General features: G+C 47.6%; 17 protein-coding genes. 11 read left to right on the forward strand and 6 right to left on the reverse strand.

Features of this window, described 5'->3' with window-relative positions; genetic code table 11:
• The first annotated feature begins 248 nt into the window (after positions 1–248).
• Entirely contained in the window at positions 249–1,586 is a 1,338-nt protein-coding gene (locus NQ510_RS18185; RefSeq protein WP_005826963.1) for an NADP-specific glutamate dehydrogenase, read from the forward strand.
• A 186-nt stretch (positions 1,587–1,772) separates the two neighbouring features.
• The gene (locus NQ510_RS18190; RefSeq protein WP_005826968.1) at positions 1,773–2,954 is read left to right on the forward strand and encodes a GTP-binding protein; all 1,182 of its coding nucleotides are present in this window, start codon (positions 1,773–1,775) and stop codon (positions 2,952–2,954) included.
• 95 nt (positions 2,955–3,049) lie between these two features.
• On the opposite strand, the gene NQ510_RS18195 is transcribed toward NQ510_RS18190, so the two are convergent.
• The 5 genes from NQ510_RS18195 to NQ510_RS18215 form a co-directional block, all read right to left on the reverse strand.
• Entirely contained in the window at positions 3,050–5,254 is a 2,205-nt protein-coding gene (locus tag NQ510_RS18195) for a beta-N-acetylglucosaminidase (RefSeq protein ID WP_005826970.1), read from the reverse strand.
• A 119-nt stretch (positions 5,255–5,373) separates the two neighbouring features.
• Positions 5,374–5,952 (reverse strand): nicotinate (nicotinamide) nucleotide adenylyltransferase, encoded by a 579-nt coding sequence (gene nadD / locus NQ510_RS18200; RefSeq protein ID WP_005826971.1) that lies wholly within the window; start codon positions 5,950–5,952, stop codon positions 5,374–5,376.
• Between the two features lie 22 nt (positions 5,953–5,974).
• Positions 5,975–6,211, reverse strand: coding sequence for a hypothetical protein (locus tag NQ510_RS18205; RefSeq protein ID WP_005826972.1), 237 nt, complete (start codon positions 6,209–6,211; stop codon positions 5,975–5,977).
• Positions 6,208–6,771 (reverse strand): guanylate kinase, encoded by a 564-nt coding sequence (gene gmk / locus NQ510_RS18210; protein WP_005826973.1) that lies wholly within the window; start codon positions 6,769–6,771, stop codon positions 6,208–6,210. Before gmk ends, NQ510_RS18205 begins: the two co-directional genes overlap by 4 nt.
• Before the next feature lie 36 nt (positions 6,772–6,807).
• Entirely contained in the window at positions 6,808–7,692 is an 885-nt protein-coding gene (locus tag NQ510_RS18215) for a YicC/YloC family endoribonuclease (RefSeq protein ID WP_005826974.1), read from the reverse strand.
• Positions 7,693–7,783: 91 nt separating this feature from the next.
• Here NQ510_RS18215 and tsaB point away from each other — a divergent pair, with 91 nt between their 5' ends.
• The 7 genes from tsaB (at position 7,784) to rseP (ending at position 14,635) form a co-directional block, all read left to right on the forward strand.
• On the forward strand, positions 7,784–8,476 hold the full coding sequence (tsaB, locus tag NQ510_RS18220; protein WP_005833019.1) for a tRNA (adenosine(37)-N6)-threonylcarbamoyltransferase complex dimerization subunit type 1 TsaB: 693 nt from the start codon (positions 7,784–7,786) through the stop codon (positions 8,474–8,476).
• 121 nt (positions 8,477–8,597) lie between these two features.
• Entirely contained in the window at positions 8,598–9,218 is a 621-nt protein-coding gene (locus tag NQ510_RS18225; protein ID WP_005826977.1) for a DUF4290 domain-containing protein, read from the forward strand.
• A gap of 91 nt (positions 9,219–9,309) precedes the next feature.
• Positions 9,310–10,617, forward strand: coding sequence for a UDP-N-acetylglucosamine 1-carboxyvinyltransferase (gene murA / locus NQ510_RS18230; protein ID WP_005826979.1), 1,308 nt, complete (start codon positions 9,310–9,312; stop codon positions 10,615–10,617).
• A 1-nt stretch (position 10,618) separates the two neighbouring features.
• Positions 10,619–11,155, forward strand: coding sequence for a ribosome maturation factor RimM (rimM, locus tag NQ510_RS18235; protein ID WP_005826980.1), 537 nt, complete (start codon positions 10,619–10,621; stop codon positions 11,153–11,155).
• A complete protein-coding gene (locus NQ510_RS18240; RefSeq protein WP_005826982.1) occupies positions 11,152–12,009 on the forward strand; it encodes a M23 family metallopeptidase in 858 nt (285 codons plus the stop codon). Before rimM ends, NQ510_RS18240 begins: the two co-directional genes overlap by 4 nt.
• A 36-nt stretch (positions 12,010–12,045) precedes the next feature.
• Positions 12,046–13,191 carry a 1-deoxy-D-xylulose-5-phosphate reductoisomerase gene (locus tag NQ510_RS18245; RefSeq protein ID WP_005826984.1) on the forward strand — a complete coding sequence of 382 codons (1,146 nt, stop codon included), beginning with the start codon at positions 12,046–12,048 and terminating at the stop codon, positions 13,189–13,191.
• 112 nt (positions 13,192–13,303) lie between these two features.
• Entirely contained in the window at positions 13,304–14,635 is a 1,332-nt protein-coding gene (rseP, locus tag NQ510_RS18250; RefSeq protein ID WP_005826988.1) for an RIP metalloprotease RseP, read from the forward strand.
• A gap of 132 nt (positions 14,636–14,767) precedes the next feature.
• Here the strand turns inward: rseP and NQ510_RS18255 are convergent, their stop codons facing one another.
• Positions 14,768–15,667, reverse strand: coding sequence for a diaminopimelate dehydrogenase (locus NQ510_RS18255; protein WP_005826990.1), 900 nt, complete (start codon positions 15,665–15,667; stop codon positions 14,768–14,770).
• 195 nt (positions 15,668–15,862) lie between these two features.
• Between NQ510_RS18255 and ruvA the strand changes: the two genes are divergently transcribed.
• Both ruvA and NQ510_RS18265 read left to right on the forward strand, forming a co-directional pair.
• Positions 15,863–16,465: a Holliday junction branch migration protein RuvA gene (gene ruvA, locus NQ510_RS18260; RefSeq protein WP_005826995.1), complete on the forward strand. Its 603-nt coding sequence runs from the start codon at positions 15,863–15,865 to the stop codon at positions 16,463–16,465.
• Positions 16,466–16,488: 23 nt separating this feature from the next.
• Positions 16,489–17,481 carry a DUF3843 family protein gene (locus tag NQ510_RS18265; RefSeq protein ID WP_005826997.1) on the forward strand — a complete coding sequence of 331 codons (993 nt, stop codon included), beginning with the start codon at positions 16,489–16,491 and terminating at the stop codon, positions 17,479–17,481.
• The last annotated feature ends 31 nt before the right edge of the window (positions 17,482–17,512 follow it).

Here is a 17,512-nt window from a genome sequence, read left to right on the forward strand (position 1 = left end):
CATTTCGGCGGCTTTAGTATTTATTCCCGTCATAAAGTCTCTAAAAAGAGGATAAATAATATCTTTTTATTCCATTTTGCGGTATAAAACAATAAAATTGTTGTTTTATACCGCATTTTCTTTATAAAATGTTTGTTCGTTTCATTTTTATGTGTACTTTTGCAACCGCAATGAGAGGAAAAGGAAACAAACCGAAAATCGAATTGTTTTAGGTAATATATAGTAGCAACCAATAAAAGAAATAGATTATGAATGCAGCTAAGGTATTAGAAGACCTGAAAAGACGGTTCCCCAACGAACCGGAGTATCATCAAGCAGTAGAAGAAGTTCTTTCTACGATTGAAGAAGAGTATAACAAGCATCCGGAGTTTGACAAAGCCAATCTGATTGAACGTCTTTGCATCCCCGATCGCGTTTACCAATTCCGTGTTACTTGGGTAGACGATAAAGGTAACGTACAAACCAACATGGGCTATCGTGTGCAGCACAACAACGCTATCGGCCCTTATAAAGGCGGTGTTCGTTTCCACGCTTCTGTAAACCTGAGCATCCTGAAATTCCTTGCTTTCGAGCAGACATTTAAAAACTCATTGACAACTCTGCCTATGGGTGGCGGTAAAGGCGGTTCGGACTTCTCTCCGCGCGGCAAGTCAAATGCTGAGGTCATGCGTTTTGTTCAGGCTTTCATGCTGGAGTTATGGCGTCATATCGGCCCTGAAACAGACGTACCTGCTGGTGATATCGGTGTAGGTGGTCGCGAAGTAGGTTTCATGTTCGGTATGTATAAGAAGCTGGCTCATGAATTTACGGGTACTTTCACCGGTAAGGGCCGTGAGTTCGGCGGTTCGCTGATTCGTCCGGAAGCTACCGGCTACGGTAACATCTACTTCCTGATGGAAATGTTAAAGACTAAGGGTACTGACTTGAAAGGCAAAACTTGTCTGATTTCCGGTTCCGGTAACGTAGCTCAATATACGGCCGAGAAAGTATTGGAATTGGGTGGTAAGGTATTGACCATGTCTGATTCTGACGGTTATGTATACGATCCGGACGGCATTGACCGCGAAAAGTTGGATTACATCATGGAGCTGAAAAACCTCTATCGTGGACGTATCCGCGAATATGCTGAACAATATCCGGGTGTCAAGTACGTAGAAGGTGCACGTCCTTGGGGTGAAAAGGCAGACATCGCCCTGCCTTCTGCAACTCAGAATGAAATAAATGGAGATGATGCCAAAAAACTAATTGCTAATGGTGTCATGGCTGTGTCCGAAGGTGCAAACATGCCTTCTACCCCTGAAGCAATCCGCGTATTCCAAGATGCAAAGATTCTGTATGCTCCGGGTAAGGCAGCCAATGCCGGCGGTGTATCAGTATCCGGTCTCGAAATGACTCAGAACTCCATCAAGTTGAGCTGGAGTGCAGAGGAAGTGGACGAGAAATTGAAGAGCATCATGAAGAACATTCACGAAGCTTGCGTGCAATATGGTACGGAAGCCGACGGTTATGTAAATTACGTGAAGGGTGCCAATGTGGCCGGATTTATGAAGGTGGCAAAGGCGATGATGGCGCAAGGGATTCTGTAAGAACTAAAGCCATAGTACAACTACAACAGAAGAAAGGTGAGGGGCTCAAAGCTTTTCACCTTTTTTCTGTTTAATAATATAGAAGAAACAAAATTTTGTTTTTTTCAATCCATTATCACATAAATCAGATAACTTTGCGGAAGTTAATAAAAGAAGACCATTATCATTGAAGCAAACCAAACGATTATGAATACAATAGAAATCCCCGTACTGCTGTTGACCGGTTATCTAGGCAGTGGCAAAACGACGTTGGTAAATCACATTCTTTCTAATAAACGTGGCATTAAGTTTGCCGTTATCGTCAATGACATAGGCGAAGTGAACATTGATGCAGACCTTATACAGAAAGGTGGCGTGGTGGGAAAGAAAGACGACAGCCTGGTAGCTCTACAGAATGGCTGTATCTGCTGTACGCTGAAGACAGACTTGATAGAGCAGATGTTCGAAATCATGAAGATGCAACGCTTCGACTACATCGTGATTGAAGCGAGTGGCATCTGTGAACCGGAGCCTATTGCCCAAACACTCTGCTCCATTCCTCATATGGGAGGAGCGTATACTAAATACGGTATTTGCCGCTTAGACTGCATTACCACCGTGGTGGACGCCTTACGTCTGCAAAGTGAATTTTCTTGCGGAGATGATTTGACACGCAAAGGCATTGATGAGGAAGATATAGAAAACCTCATCATTCAGCAAATTGAGTTCTGTAATATTATCCTGCTGAACAAAGCAGCAGAAGTACAGCCCGAGGAATTAAAACGTATCAGGCAGATTATCCACACCTTGCAACCCGGTGCCCAAATTATAGAGTGCAATTATGCAGATGTAGACCTGGATAAGATTATCCATACCCACCTCTTTAACTTTGAACGTGCCGCAACTTCCGCCGGATGGATTCGTGGCATAGAGCAACAAGTAAGCGAAGAGGAGGAAAAAGAGGCGCATTACCATCATGAAGAGGGTCATCATCACCACCATCACGAAGGAGGTGAAGTAGAAGAATACGGTATTGGCACATTTGTCTACTACCGCCGTCCTGCATTCGACATTCATAAGTTCGACCACTATGTCGCTACCAAATGGCCCCGCAGCGTTATCCGCGCCAAGGGTGTCTGCTACTTCAGCCACAACCGCGACATGTCCTTCCTCTTTGAACAAGCAGGTATACAGAAGAAAATAACTGAAGCCGGACAATGGTATGCCACCGCCCCCGAAGAAGACATGATAGAACTGATGCGCCAAGAACCGGGATTGCTAAGAGACTGGGACGAGCAATACGGCGACCGCATGCTGAAGATAGTATTCATCGGACAAAATATGGATAAAGAGCAAATCATCCGCGACTTGGACAAATGCCTTGAATAACTTCCTAAAAAAGTGCTCCCCGTCATTCCGATCTTAAGAACAACGGGGAGCATCGTCCCAGACGCGTAACTCTATTTTAAGAATCAAGAACCATATCAATTCTCCGTAAAACGGAACATTTTGAAATACACCTTCTGCTCTGTGTCGGATACATTCACCAGCCTCATCTTCGCAACGCTCAAATCCTTGAGAGATGCCTTCACCTGCGTTCTGTATCCCGGTTTCAAATCCACCGCCTGCCAGTTTGTACCATCCGAAGTTACTTCCAGTTTAAACTTAGAATTAGCCACCTCCGCATCTCCCAAATCAATAAGCACCGAACTCAACTGGCGGGCATAATCCATCGAAATGGTCAGCACACCGCCTGCCTGCCAGTTGATGACTTCATTGGACGGAATAATTGTATTCACCTTTCCCTTCTGCTGAATAGGAAGCGAAGCCAACTGATTCACGTCGCTCTTCAACGTGTAGGGAGAATAAACAGCCTTTGTATCAAGCCCGGCATGGAACGCTGCATTATAGCCCGTTGTCGCCGCTTCGAACAAAGCATTGAAAGTAGGCATCAGATGCAGGCTGCCGCTCTTTATGCCCGCTTTATATTGGGCATCCGTCTCACCCATCAGCACCAGCAGGGCGCGGGCGTGTTCGTAGCTACCTATAAATGCATCCTTCTGCTGGCGCAGGCGTATCATGTTCAGCACCTCCGCACCATACTCTCCCACTTGTTTGAACTGAATGAGCCAAGGCCTTATTTCAGTTATCAACGGACGATTCTCATTTCCCGACGCAAGCAATCCATCAGCGGCAACGATTATCTTCCGGCATTCCTCAGCTACCTGCCGATAGGCATCTTCATCTATCTCGTTTTTCTCTTGATAGGCTTTCAACAAGGCAGAGAGAGCAGGCTGAATGGCAACGGACTCTTCACGACGGAAGCGATGTCCATTCTGTCCCGGGTCGGAATTATGAGCAGCGAAGATTTCCAAATATTCGGCATGAAGTGGCATAAGGTCTCTGACTGCATGTTTCCAAGAAGTTTCACTATCATAATTCTCCATATTCCAAGTATAATCAGCTACACTGTACAGAGAGATTTTGGAAGCCTCGGCATGTTCCATCGGATTGGAAACAAAAGCAGACATATCATCTTTTACATCAAGCCCGTTTCCATAAACCGGCCCTAGCAGCAAATGGTCTTGTACATAATCCGAAACGGGGAAATTCCACCAAATGTACGCCTTACGTTTCAGCAGCGGATTGACGAAGTCCAGCGTAGACTTATCTATAGTAGCAACTACCATATCACCGGTCCACATCACCTTGATACCCTCGTTCAACTTATCACCAAGCGTAGTGAGATAGCCTCCCTCCACATCGGTCCATGACTTGTTGTACTCTGTGGGACACAATATCAATGGTGCAACATCCCGCTTGACTTTTACAAAATGGTCGTCAATATAGTTCAACAGTTCAGCCTGCTTGTCCGCCTTTGTCCCCTCACCCGAAATATCATCAAAGAAAACGGCAAAACCACGCACACCCAACTGGTACATGCTTTCGAACTTCTGCAACAATAACGAGCGGTCTTCTTCATTCCAGCGAATATCCTGACCCGGATGAATGGCCCAATAGAAAATAACATTGTTCTCCTTCGCCCTATTCACCAATACTTTCAACTCTTCTCCTTCTCGAGCAGGATAAGGCTTGCGCCAGTTGGGAGTCCGGTGATAAGGATCGTCTTTCGGTCCATAGATATAGACATTCATTTTGTTCCGACCATAAAAATCAAGCTGGCGTATACACGCCTCCTGACTCCAGGGAGCACCGTAAAAACCTTCTACCACACCCCGATAGGGAACATCAGGATAGTCCGTCACTTCAGCCAAAGGCAGCTTGTCTAAAGCAAGCAACTGCGCAAGAGTCTGTACACCATAGTACGCTCCCCGTTCGTCAGCACCGGCTATGACGATGCAGTCTTTTTCTATTTTCAGGAAATAACCTTCGGATTTGCGTGGAATCCGATGTTGGTATTTCTTGATAATCTTATCTCCTTTCACTCCTATATATACACGGAAAGAAGCGCCAAGCACCTCTTCCGGCATCAATGAACGGAGTAAAGGCAACGCAGGTCCGTCCTGCACGGAATTGCCGGAAAGGATCTGGTATTGTCGGGGAATATCAACAGAATCTTTTTGCGTAATATATTCTTGGGGAGTAGGTTGCAAATGAAATTCTTGCGCACAAAGCGTCGCTGTCGTCAGCATACCGAATGCTCCCAGTAACAGTAGTTCTTTTCTCATATGCGGATTATTAAATTAAGGAATATCTATGTATTAAGAAAATCTTCCATGCATTCAAGGTTGATACGTTCAAAAATAAGAAATAAATATGAAAACACGTACAAATACAGACATTTATTTCAGTTTAAAGATTCATTCTGCATCCGTTTGAGTTCATCGCACACAGCCGGATGCAGGAAGTAGCGTACGTCTTTTCCCTCCTCTATGGCCCGACGGATAAAAGTGGAGCTGATTTCGAATACCGGAGAAGAAACTGTCCGCACATTCTGCGGTAAAAAGGTGGCCTCTACCGGATAGCCGGGACGGGGATAAACCAGAAGATGATTTTCGGCAATAATGCGTTCCGACTCGTACCAACGGTGGAACAGCCTCCAGTTGTCCGAACCAATGACAAGATGGAAAGTGTGTTGGGGATAAGTCCGTTTCAGTGCGTCCAACGTATGAACAGTATAAGAAGGCCGAGGCAGATGGAATTCAAAATCGGAAGCGCGAAACTTGGGATAACCCTCAGTGGCTAGCTGCACCAGCTTCAAACGTAACTTGTCATCCATCAGTTCGTTTTCTTCCTTCAGCGGATTGTGGGGGGTGACCATAAACCACACTTCGTCCAGGTCCCCGTATTCGCAAAGATAGTTGGCGAGGGCCAAATGTCCGATGTGTATCGGGTTGAACGAGCCGCTGAAGATTCCTATATTCATTTATTCTTATTCATATACAACCTTACAAAGGACGTCTTTGCAACGCACGCCAGGCAGCCCAAGCATTGAAAATCGTCACTACAGAGATAAGAAACATTGAAATACTGGAACGAGGCTCGCCATGATGTATATACAATACACCCACAACAAGGGAGCAGACGAACAGAACGCTATTAATAATTAGCAATGCCTTGTTCAGCTTCGGGCTATTCTTCCTCCTCGGTGCCAACTGGTTGTACACTCCTCCACGTTGTTTCATTCGTTCAAGAATTGAGAGATTACTTTCAATGCTTCCGCTTTGGCTGTCTCCAGGTCATCGTTCACAATCACGGTATCGAACTTCGGTGCAAAGCCCAGTTCGTATTCGGCTTTCGCCACGCGGCTCTCTATCACTTCGGGAGCATCTGTTCCGCGCCCCACCAAGCGTTTGCGCAATTCCTCCACTGAAGGTGGCTGAATGAAAACAGACAAAGCACGCTCACCATAGAATTTCTTGATATTGCAACCACCCACTACATCCACATCGAACACTACATTCTGTCCGGCAGCCAATTGCTTTTCCACCTGCTCCTTCAGTGTTCCGTAAAAACGGTCCTGATATACCTCTTCATACTCCAGGAATTCATCATTGGCTATGCGACGACGGAACTCGTCAGGAGTCAGAAAGAAATACTCCACTCCATCTTTCTCCGTTCCGCGGGGCGGGCGGCTGGTCGCTGAGATGGAGAATGCCAAGTTCAGATTTTGAGTCAGCAGATAGTTGATAATCGTTGACTTGCCGGAGCCCGAAGGGGCTGAAAATATGATAAGTTTTGCCATCGAATTATTTACGATTTGACGATTTACTATTTGATACTACATGACGTTCAATACTTGTTCCTTGATTTGCTCCAATTCATCTTTCATCTGAACGACAATCTTCTGCATCTCCGCATGATTGGACTTACTGCCCAAGGTATTGATTTCGCGTCCCATCTCCTGGGCGATGAACCCTAACTTCTTGCCTTGTCCGGTTCCGGTTTCCAGCGTATTGATAAAATATTTCAGATGATTGCCAAGACGCTGTTTCTCTTCGTTCACATCCAGCTTTTCGATGTAGTAGATGAGTTCCTGCTCCAGGCGGTTCTTGTCATAATCCACACTTAAGGTCTTTTCCAGTGCATCTGTAATACGTTCCTTCACTTTGGCTACACGCTCTTTCTCATAGGGAGCGATAGTCTCCAACAGATGGGAGATATTGGCGATCTTCTCACGGAACTTCTTTTCAAGGGCAGCTCCTTCCTGCTTACGGAAGTCCACCAGCGCACCAACAGCCTTTTCCACAGCCGAATAAACCACAGCCCATTCCTCCTCACTCAGTTCCTGCGTATCATTCTTAGTCATCACATCCGGCATACGGAGTAACGTGGCAAACCAGTCCGTCGCATCCGGCACAGGTATTCCTAGATTTTCTGATATAGCACAAATCTGCTTGTAATATCCCTCAACCAATGTCTGGTTGATGGGAGTGGCGCTTTCCGCACTCTCTTTCTTTTCTATCCAAAGGCTGAAATCCACCTTTCCGCGCTCCAGTTTCCGTGATATTTCATTACGGATTTCCATCTCCTTCTCACGATAAAGCGGAGCAATGCGGGCAGATAGGTCCATTGCCTTACTATTGAGCGACTTTATTTCAACGTTGATTTTCTTATCAGGCAGTTCGACGGTTGCTTTGCCGTAGCCTGTCATAGATTGTATCATAATGTTATAGTTTTGCGCAAAATTACACGATTATTTTAATTAGTGAAAATAATCACGTAAATTTGCCACAATAAAATCAAGAATAAAAGTTATGTCATGTATCTTGCATATTGAAACGTCCACTTCTGCCTGCTCCGTAGCCGTGAGCGAGGATGGACAGAACGTTTTCAAGAAAGAGGACCTGAATGGCCCTTCACACGCCGTTTCATTGGGAATCTTTGTGGACGAGGCGCTATCCTTTGCCGATAGCCATGCCATGCCGTTGGATGCAGTCGCCGTGAGCTGCGGCCCTGGTTCGTATACCGGGTTGCGTATCGGCGTGTCGATGGCAAAAGGTGTCTGCTATGGACGTAACCTGCCACTTATCGGGCTGGAAACCCTGAAAGTCCAGTGTGTACCGGTATTGCTCTACCACGATGAGTTACCCGACGACGCATTACTCTGCCCGATGATTGACGCCCGCCGTATGGAAGTCTATGCTGCCATCTACGACCGTGCCTTGAAATCGGTGCGCGACATTGCAGCCGATATTGTGGACGAAAACTCCTACCTGGAATTTTTAGAGCAACATCCCGTCTATTTCTTCGGTGACGGTGCAGCCAAATGCAAAGAGAAAATCACGCATCCCAATGCACACTTCATCGACGGCATCCGCCCGCTTGCCGGCATGATGTTCCCGTTGGCAGAAAAGGCAATAGCCGAACAAGATTTCAAGGATGTGGCCTATTTCGAACCCTTCTATTTGAAGGAATTCGTAGCCGGCACGCCAAAGAAACTTATTTAGGGTTTAGCGATTAGGGATTAGGGATGAATACCATGCGGTATCACTACGTAGCCCATTAATCACTAACCACTAATCGCTAAACCCTAATCACTAATCGTTGAACATTAATCACTAATTAAAGATGCAATATAACACTCAACAAAAACGGATGCCCCTACCCGAATATGGTCGCAGCATCCAGAATATGGTAGACCACGCGCTGACAATCGAAGACCGTGCAGAACGCCAGCGTTGCGCAAACACAATCATCAACATCATGGGAAACATGTTTCCCCATCTGCGCGATGTGCCCGACTTCAAACATAAGCTATGGGACCACCTTGCCATCATGGCCAACTTCCAATTGGATATAGATTATCCGTACGAAATTATCCGCAAGGACAATCTGAATACCAAGCCGGAGAGCATCCCCTACCCCAGTACCAAAATCCGCTACCGCCACTATGGCCGTACACTGGAAGTACTGATAAAGAAAGCCATCGAATTTCCGGAAGGAGAAGAGAAGCAGAACTTGATAGCGCTCATTTGTAACCACATGAAGAAAGACTACATGGCATGGAACAAAGATACCGTCGATGACCGTAAGATTTCAGATGATCTCACCGAACTCTCTGACGGAAAACTGCAAATGACAGACAGTATCGTCCGTCTCATGGCCGAACGTATTGACCAGAACTACCGTCCGAAAGTGAACAACCAGAATAACCGGAACAACAACCGGAACAATAAACGGAAATACTAAAATTGAATGATTAGTGGTTAGTGATTAATGCCATGCGGCATCACCATGCAGACCACTAATCACTAATCACCAACCCCTAATCACTAATTTCATGGCATCATTTGTAATCGAAGGAGGACACAGACTTTCCGGTGACATTTACCCCCAAGGAGCAAAAAACGAGGTGTTGCAAATTATCTGCGCCACATTGCTCACTGCCGAAGAGGTGACTGTGCACAATATCCCGGACATACTGGACGTCAACAACCTTATCCAATTGATGCGGGATATGGGAGTCAGCGTATCTAAAAAAGGCATTGACACTTACAGCTTTCAAGCTGCCAACATTGATTTCGCCTATCTGGAAAGTGACGCGTTCCTGAAAAAATGTTCCAGCCTGCGCGGTTCCGTCATGCTGGTGGGGCCGATGGTGGCACGTTTCGGCAAGGCCATGATTTCCAAGCCGGGCGGAGACAAGATAGGACGCCGCCGTCTGGATACACACTTTATCGGTATCCAGAATTTAGGAGCCGACTTTGTCTATAATGAGGAGCGTGGCATCTACGAAATCTCAGCCAAACAACTGCATGGCAGTTATATGCTACTCGACGAGGCATCTGTTACGGGAACTGCCAATATCGTAATGGCAGCAGTCCTTGCCAGAGGCAAGACCACCATCTACAACGCCGCCTGCGAACCCTACGTGCAGCAACTTTGCAGAATGCTGAACCGGATGGGAGCTAAGATAGAAGGCATCGCCTCCAACCTCCTGACTATCGAAGGAGTGGACGAGCTGCACGGAACCGAGCATACCATCCTCCCCGACATGATTGAAGTGGGCAGTTTCATCGGCATGGCAGCCATGACCCGTAGCGAACTGACCATCAAGAATGTCTCCTACGAGAACTTGGGAATTATCCCCGACAGTTTCCGCCGCCTCGGCATCAAGATGGAGCAGCGAGGAGATGACATTTACGTGCCCTCACAAGAGACGTACCAGATAGAGTCCTTTATCGACGGCTCCATCATGACCATTGCCGACGCACCCTGGCCCGGACTGACACCAGACTTGCTCAGTGTGCTGCTGGTGGTTGCCACCCAGGCAAAAGGCAGTGTACTCATTCACCAGAAAATGTTCGAAAGCCGCTTGTTCTTTGTGGACAAGCTGATAGATATGGGAGCGCAAATTATCCTCTGCGACCCGCACCGCGCCGTTGTCATCGGTCACGACCACGGCTTTAAACTACGTGGCGGCAACATGACCTCGCCCGATATCCGTGCGGGCATCGCCCTGCTGATAGCTGCCATGAGTGCGGACGGCATCAGCCGCATCCACAACATAGAGCAGATAGACCGTGGCTATCAGAACATCGAAGGGCGACTGAATGCGCTCGGAGCAAGAATAACAAGAATAGAATAAGATGATAAAGAGAGAAGAAGTATATAAGATAGGTATATTCAACAAGCCCCACGGCATTCACGGAGAACTATCGTTCACTTTTACGGATGACATCTTCGACCGGGTGGAAGCCGAATACCTAATCTGCCTGCTGGATGGTATACTGGTGCCTTTCTTCTTGGAAGAATACCGTTTCCGCTCCGACACCACCGCCCTTGTCAAACTGGAAGGCGTGGACACGGCAGAACGCGCCCGCATGTTCACTAATATTGAGGTCTACTTCCCCGTAAAGCATGCAGAAGAGGCAGGACCAGGTGAACTGAGTTGGGACTTCTTCGTCGGTTTTCGTATGGAGGAAGTACATCACGGCACGCTGGGAGAAGTGACGGACGTGGACACATCGACCATCAACACACTGTTTGTGGTAGATTATCAGGGAGAAGAACTGCTGGTGCCGGCACAAGAAGAGTTTATCATAGACATTGACCAGAAGCACAAGGTCATCACCGTAGACCTGCCGGAAGGTTTGATAGCTTTGGACGAAACAGAAGAGGTATGAAAAAGAAACGAAGAAAAGCATTTTGGAGTAACATCAAGTTCAAGTACAGACTGACGATTACGAACGAGAATACCCTTGAGGATATCATCACGTTGCGCGTATCCAAGCTGAACGGACTGTCCGTATTGCTCTCCGTGCTGTTCGTATTGTTTCTCATCGCCTCCCTGATCGTAGCCTTCACCCCGCTGCGCAACTACCTGCCGGGATATATGAACAGTGAAATCCGTGCCCAGGTAGTGGAGAATGCCTTGCGCGTAGATTCCCTCCAGCAACTGGTGAACAGACAGAACCTCTATATCATGAATATCCAGGACATCTTCCAGGGCAAGATAAAGGCAGATACCATACATTCCATCGACTCGTTGACCCACCTGCGCGAAGATTCGCTCATGGAACGCACACAACGGGAAGCCGAATTCCGCAAACAGTACGAGGAGACAGAAAAGTACAACCTGACGAGCATCACCGCTCGCCCCGAAATAGACGGACTGATTTTCTACCGCCCCACACGCGGCATGATTTCATCTCCCTTCAATGCCGAAACAAAACACTTCGGCACGGACATTGCCGCCAATCCGGGCGAAAGCGTATTGGCCACCTTAGACGGTACCGTCATACTGAGTACCTACACTGCCGAGACGGGTTATCTGATAGAAATACAGCACAACCAGGACTTCGTGTCAGTCTACAAGCATTGCGGCTCTCTGCTGAAACGGGAAGGAGATGCGGTGAAAGGGGGTGAAGCCATCGCACTGGTAGGAAACACCGGCGAGCTGTCCACCGGTCCCCACCTTCACTTCGAGCTGTGGCATAAGGGCAGGGCCGTAAATCCCGAGCTTTACATCGTATTTTAGTCTCCAAATAGTAAATTGTAAATAGCATAATAGTAAATGAAACAGATTGCCATACTCGGTTCTACCGGTTCCATCGGTACACAAGCGTTGCAGGTCATCGAAGAACATCCCGACCAGTACGAAGCATACGTATTGACCGCCAATAACCGCGTAGAGGAACTCATAGCCCAGGCACGCAGATTCAAGCCTGAGGCAGTGGTAATAGCCAACGAATCGAAATACACGCAACTGAAAGAAGCGCTTGCCGACCTACCTATCAAGGTATATGCCGGCGCAGATGCCCTCTGCCAGATTGTGACCGAAAATCCCATTGATATGGTATTGACCGCCATGGTGGGATATGCAGGGCTGAAGCCCACCATGAATGCCATCCGAGCCCGTAAGCCGATAGCCCTTGCCAACAAAGAGACGCTGGTGGTGGCGGGAGAGCTCATCAATGACCTGGCACGTTTCAGCGGTGTCCCCATCCTACCCGTCGACTCCGAGCACTCCGCCGTTTTCCAGTGCCTGGCCGGTGAGATAGGCAACCAAATAGAAAAAGTGATATTGACTGCCTCCGGAGGTCCGTTCCGCACCTGCACTATGGAGCAACTAACAACCGTCACCAAAGCGCAAGCACTGAAACACCCCAACTGGGACATGGGCGCCAAAATCACGATAGACTCTGCTTCCATGATGAACAAAGGGTTCGAGGTAATCGAAGCCAAATGGCTGTTCGGTGTACGTCCCGACCAGATAGAAGTCGTGGTACACCCGCAATCCGTCATCCACTCCATGGTACAGTTTGAGGACGGTGCCGTGAAAGCACAACTGGGAATGCCGGACATGCGCCTGCCCATCCAATATGCCTTCTCCTATCCCGACCGGTTGAAAGCCTCTTTCCCGCGCCTGGACTTCAAGCTGTGCACGGAACTGACGTTCGAGCAACCGGACACCACCCGTTTCCGTAACCTCGCCCTGGCCTACGAAGCGCTACATCGTGCAGGCAATATGCCTTGCATTGTCAATGCCGCCAATGAAGTGGTGGTAGCTGCCTTCCTGCAGGACAAAATTTCGTTCCTTGGCATGAGTGAAGTAATAGAAAAGACCATGTCGCGCGTATCCTACTTACAGAAGCCCACCTATGAAGACTATGTGGCTACGGATGCCGAAGCCCGACGGATAGCAGAAGAGCTGATTTGATAGATACACCGGAATGAAAAGAATTATAAAAAACATCTACTCATTTGATACGTTAAATAAGAAAACGTACCTTTGCGAAAATTATAAAAATCGTAAAACAGCAAATAATTAGATGGAAACATTCTTGATTCGTGCCCTGCAACTCATTATGAGCCTCTCGTTGCTCGTTATTGTTCATGAGGGGGGGCACTTCCTTTTTGCGCGTCTGTTCAAGACGCGGGTAGAAAAGTTCTGCTTATTCTTTGACCCTTGGTTCACATTATTCAAGTTCAAGCCCAAACACAGTGACACGGAATATGGTATCGGGTGGCTACCCTTAGGTGGTTATGTAAAAATAGCAGGTATGATAGACGAATCTATGGATACCGAACAGATGAAGCAACCCATGCAGCCATGGGAGTTCCGTGCCAAGCCGGCATGGCAGCGCCTGCTAATTATGGTAGGCGGTGTATTGTTCAACTTCCTGCTCGCATTGTTCATCTATTCCATGATACTCTTTACTTGGGGCGACGAATATATACCAGTACAAAAAGCCCCATTGGGTATGGATTTTAACGAAACAGCCAAAGCCATAGGCTTCCGCGACGGCGATATCCTAATATCTGCCGACGGGGTACCATTCGAACGCTATGACGGCGACCTGCTGACCAGTATTGTCGATGCCCGCCAGGTAAGCGTATTGCGTGACGGGGAAGCTGCTTCAGTCTACATCCCCGAAGACATGATGAACCGCTTGCTGGCAGACAGTGTGCGTTTCGCCAGTTTCCGTTTCCCTTATGTAGTCGACAGCCTGATTGTAGGATACCCTGCCGCTTCCGCCGGTCTGCAAGTAGGTGACAGCATCACCCACTTGGATGGAAAGTCAATAGCCTACTACGACTTCAAAGAAGAGATGCTGAAGCGCAAGAAAGCCAATGCATCCCATGAGGTAACCTTGACATACGTCCGTAACGGTGTGACAGACACCTTGAGCATGATGACCAATGCCGACTATGAAATAGGCGTAGCAGCACGTACGGCAACCGACAAACTGCTGCCCGTTGTCCGCAAGGAATACAGTTTCCTTTCCTCTTTCCCTGCCGGCGTATCTTTGGGGGTAAAGACTCTGAAAGGCTACGTAGGCCAGATGAAATATCTCTTCTCCAAGGAAGGAGCCAAGCAACTCGGAGGTTTCGGAACCATCGGCAGTATTTTCCCCGCCACGTGGGACTGGCACCAGTTCTGGTACATGACGGCATTCCTCTCCATCATCCTTGCCTTTATGAATATTCTGCCCATCCCTGCACTGGACGGCGGACACGTGTTATTCCTCATTTACGAAATCATTGCACGCCGCAAGCCCAGCGACAAGTTTATGGAACGTGCGCAGATGGTGGGCATGTTCCTCTTGTTCGGTTTGCTGATTTGGGCAAACTTCAATGATATACTGAGGTATTTCTTTTAAAGAACAAGACATAAAAAAACGCATCATCCATTCGCGGTAGAACGGATGATGCGTTTGCATCAAACAGATGATGTATTCGGGGCAAGCAGACGATGCGTTTGAACCAAACACATCATCTGTTTTTTCTGTGTCTTATACCAAATGGCCGATCCACTCTTCGCGGTCGCCCGGAAGCAGGTCTATTACCGGAACTTCAACCATTGTATAGCAACCAGGCTGCTGACGCATAGCGGCACGCGCCACACATACCAGCACTTGTGCCGTGAGGGCAGGATTGTTGATACGCATGTTGAACTCAAATAGCTGGTTCTGCGTCTTGCCAGACACACCTTTACGGGTCAGGTTTACCCCATGACCCATATCGAGCAGTGCATCCACACTCGGAACCAATTTTACATGTGTTTCGTCATTCACAAAGTACGGGTCGGCTTTGATGGCTGCAGTCACCTTGTCAAATTCGTAGCCATCCTTCAACTCGATGTACACCATACGACGGTGAATGCCGGTTCCTGTAGGAATAGTCATGGAAAGGGCGGCTTTCACACCTTCGATGGCCTTTACAGCCACGGTATGTCCCATGCTCATGCCCGGACCAAAATTAGTATAGGTAATGCCTTTCGGAGCAATGGCTTCCAGCATGGTGCGGACAATGGAGTCACTACCCGGGTCCCAGCCGGCAGAAATGATGGATACCGTATTATGCTTTTTAGCCTCTGCATCCAGTGTGCGGCGCAAGGCAGTGATACCCGTATGGATATCGAAACTGTCCACAGTATGAATGCCTAAAGCAAGGATCTCCTTTGCATACTCTTCCACTTTGCGGGTAGGCGTACAAAGGATAGCAACATCCACGCCTTTCAGTTCCTTGATATTCTTCACAACGGGATATGCACTCAGTTCCGCAGGACAGTTTTCAGCTCCGGCACGGCGTACTACACCGGCAATTTCGAAATCGGGAGCTGCTTGCAGGGCTTCGAGCACATAATGCCCGATATTACCATAGCCAACGATGGCTGCTCTTACTTTTTTCATTCTTTTTATGAATTTATTTATCAGTTTTCTACTTTATCGGCGCAAAAGTAAGCATTTTAATTTATTATATCGGCAGAACTCCCTGCTGTTTCACACAGTTTTTCTTTTTTTAGTGAGTGAAAGTCCAATAATAATTCATACATTCGCAGATGATATGTACGCAAGGCACATTTGGGGCCAACAAGCAAAAGAATTATGATAGAATACATCAGAGGCGGAATTGCCGAACTAAGTCCGGCAACCGCAATAATAGACTGCAACGGACTGGGATACGGCGTCAATATTTCATTGAATACGTATGCCGCCATCCAGGGCAAGAAAGAATGCAAACTATATATATATGAAGCTATCCGTGAAGACGCCTATGTCCTCTACGGGTTCGCTGACAAGCAGGAACGCGAACTATTCCTGTTGCTCATCTCCGTTTCAGGCATCGGCGGAAATACAGCTCGCATGATTCTCTCGGCACTCTCGCCATCCGAACTGATAAATGTCATCAGCACGGAAAACGCCACTCTACTGAAAACAGTCAAGGGTATCGGGCTGAAAACAGCCCAACGGATAATTGTGGATTTAAAAGACAAAATCAAGACCGGCAGCGTTGTAGCCGGCAACGCAGGGACCATAGGTACACTGGTATCGGCAGCCAACGCACAAGTACAAGAAGAAGCCATAGCCGCCCTTACCATGCTGGGCTTTGCACAAGCCCCCTCACAAAAAGTAGTGCTTGCCATTTTGAAGGAAGAACCAAGCGCACCGGTGGAACAAGTCATCAAATTGGCATTAAAAAGACTATAATATTTATCTAAAACAAACAAATCATGACAACAATCAACATGCAATATTGGTTGGGGGCCAATGAACGCACCCACGTACTGCCAACGGACAAATGGTACCTCGACTTTGCCACAAGCATCCTGCCCCTCGTCAAGACCTCTCCCTTGTTCAACAAGGAAGACCTGCGTACCCAAATTGACGCAGCCATCTCCCTCGGCATGTACTTTCAAGATGCCATTGCCCAAAGCGGAGGCTGGAAACTTTTCTCCGAAGCCTTTCAGGGAGTATACGGAACTTACCTGCCGTTCTATCCACTGGGTGACGATTATACGCCCGATGAAATAAATCAGGAAGACATTGCATTCGTACTGTGGACATTGAAATCACAATTCAGTATTTTTGACAAGGAATACACCTTGTTCAGTCCTTATGACAAAGACCTGCTTGCATTAAGCCAAAGCGCCTATGAACTGATGGATGCACGTTTCGAAGAAGCTCCCATCAGCGAGGGAGAATCTTCCTTCCTTTGGGTAATGGGACTTGATTTACTGGATATGCCCATTACTCCGCTGCCGGAAGTCACTCCGGAAACCAAACTGAGTAAAGATGCCGCCCGCTGTCTGGAATACAGCCAGGGGAAACCGCTGCTATACTTCACCGATTACAAGGAGCTTTGCACTTTCTTTGTCGATGTCTTGGGATGGGAAAACAAACGGTCCGCACTATTGCCCGACCTGGAATACCAAAAAGAGTTCGTGATTTATGCCAACGCCAAAGGTATGCTCGTAGCCCACAACGTGGCCGCCTATTTCTGTGAAGAACATAACCCGATGTACGATGCCAAACGCGCTGCTGCAGAGGGTTACAAGATGTTCTGCCAACCCGGAGAGTGTCCGTTCGACCTGCTGAAATACGGAATGACCAAAGGAATTCTACCCGATGTGGAACTTCCCTTCCTGAAAGGAAAAGAAACACTGCATCAATATTGGGACTTTATAGCCCGCTACTACTTATGTGAATATTATGAAGGCGAGTAACCATTCCGGCATAAAGCCCAAACGGAGCAAC

It is taken from the genome of Bacteroides uniformis, from assembly GCF_025147485.1.
Classification (GTDB): domain Bacteria; phylum Bacteroidota; class Bacteroidia; order Bacteroidales; family Bacteroidaceae; genus Bacteroides; species Bacteroides uniformis.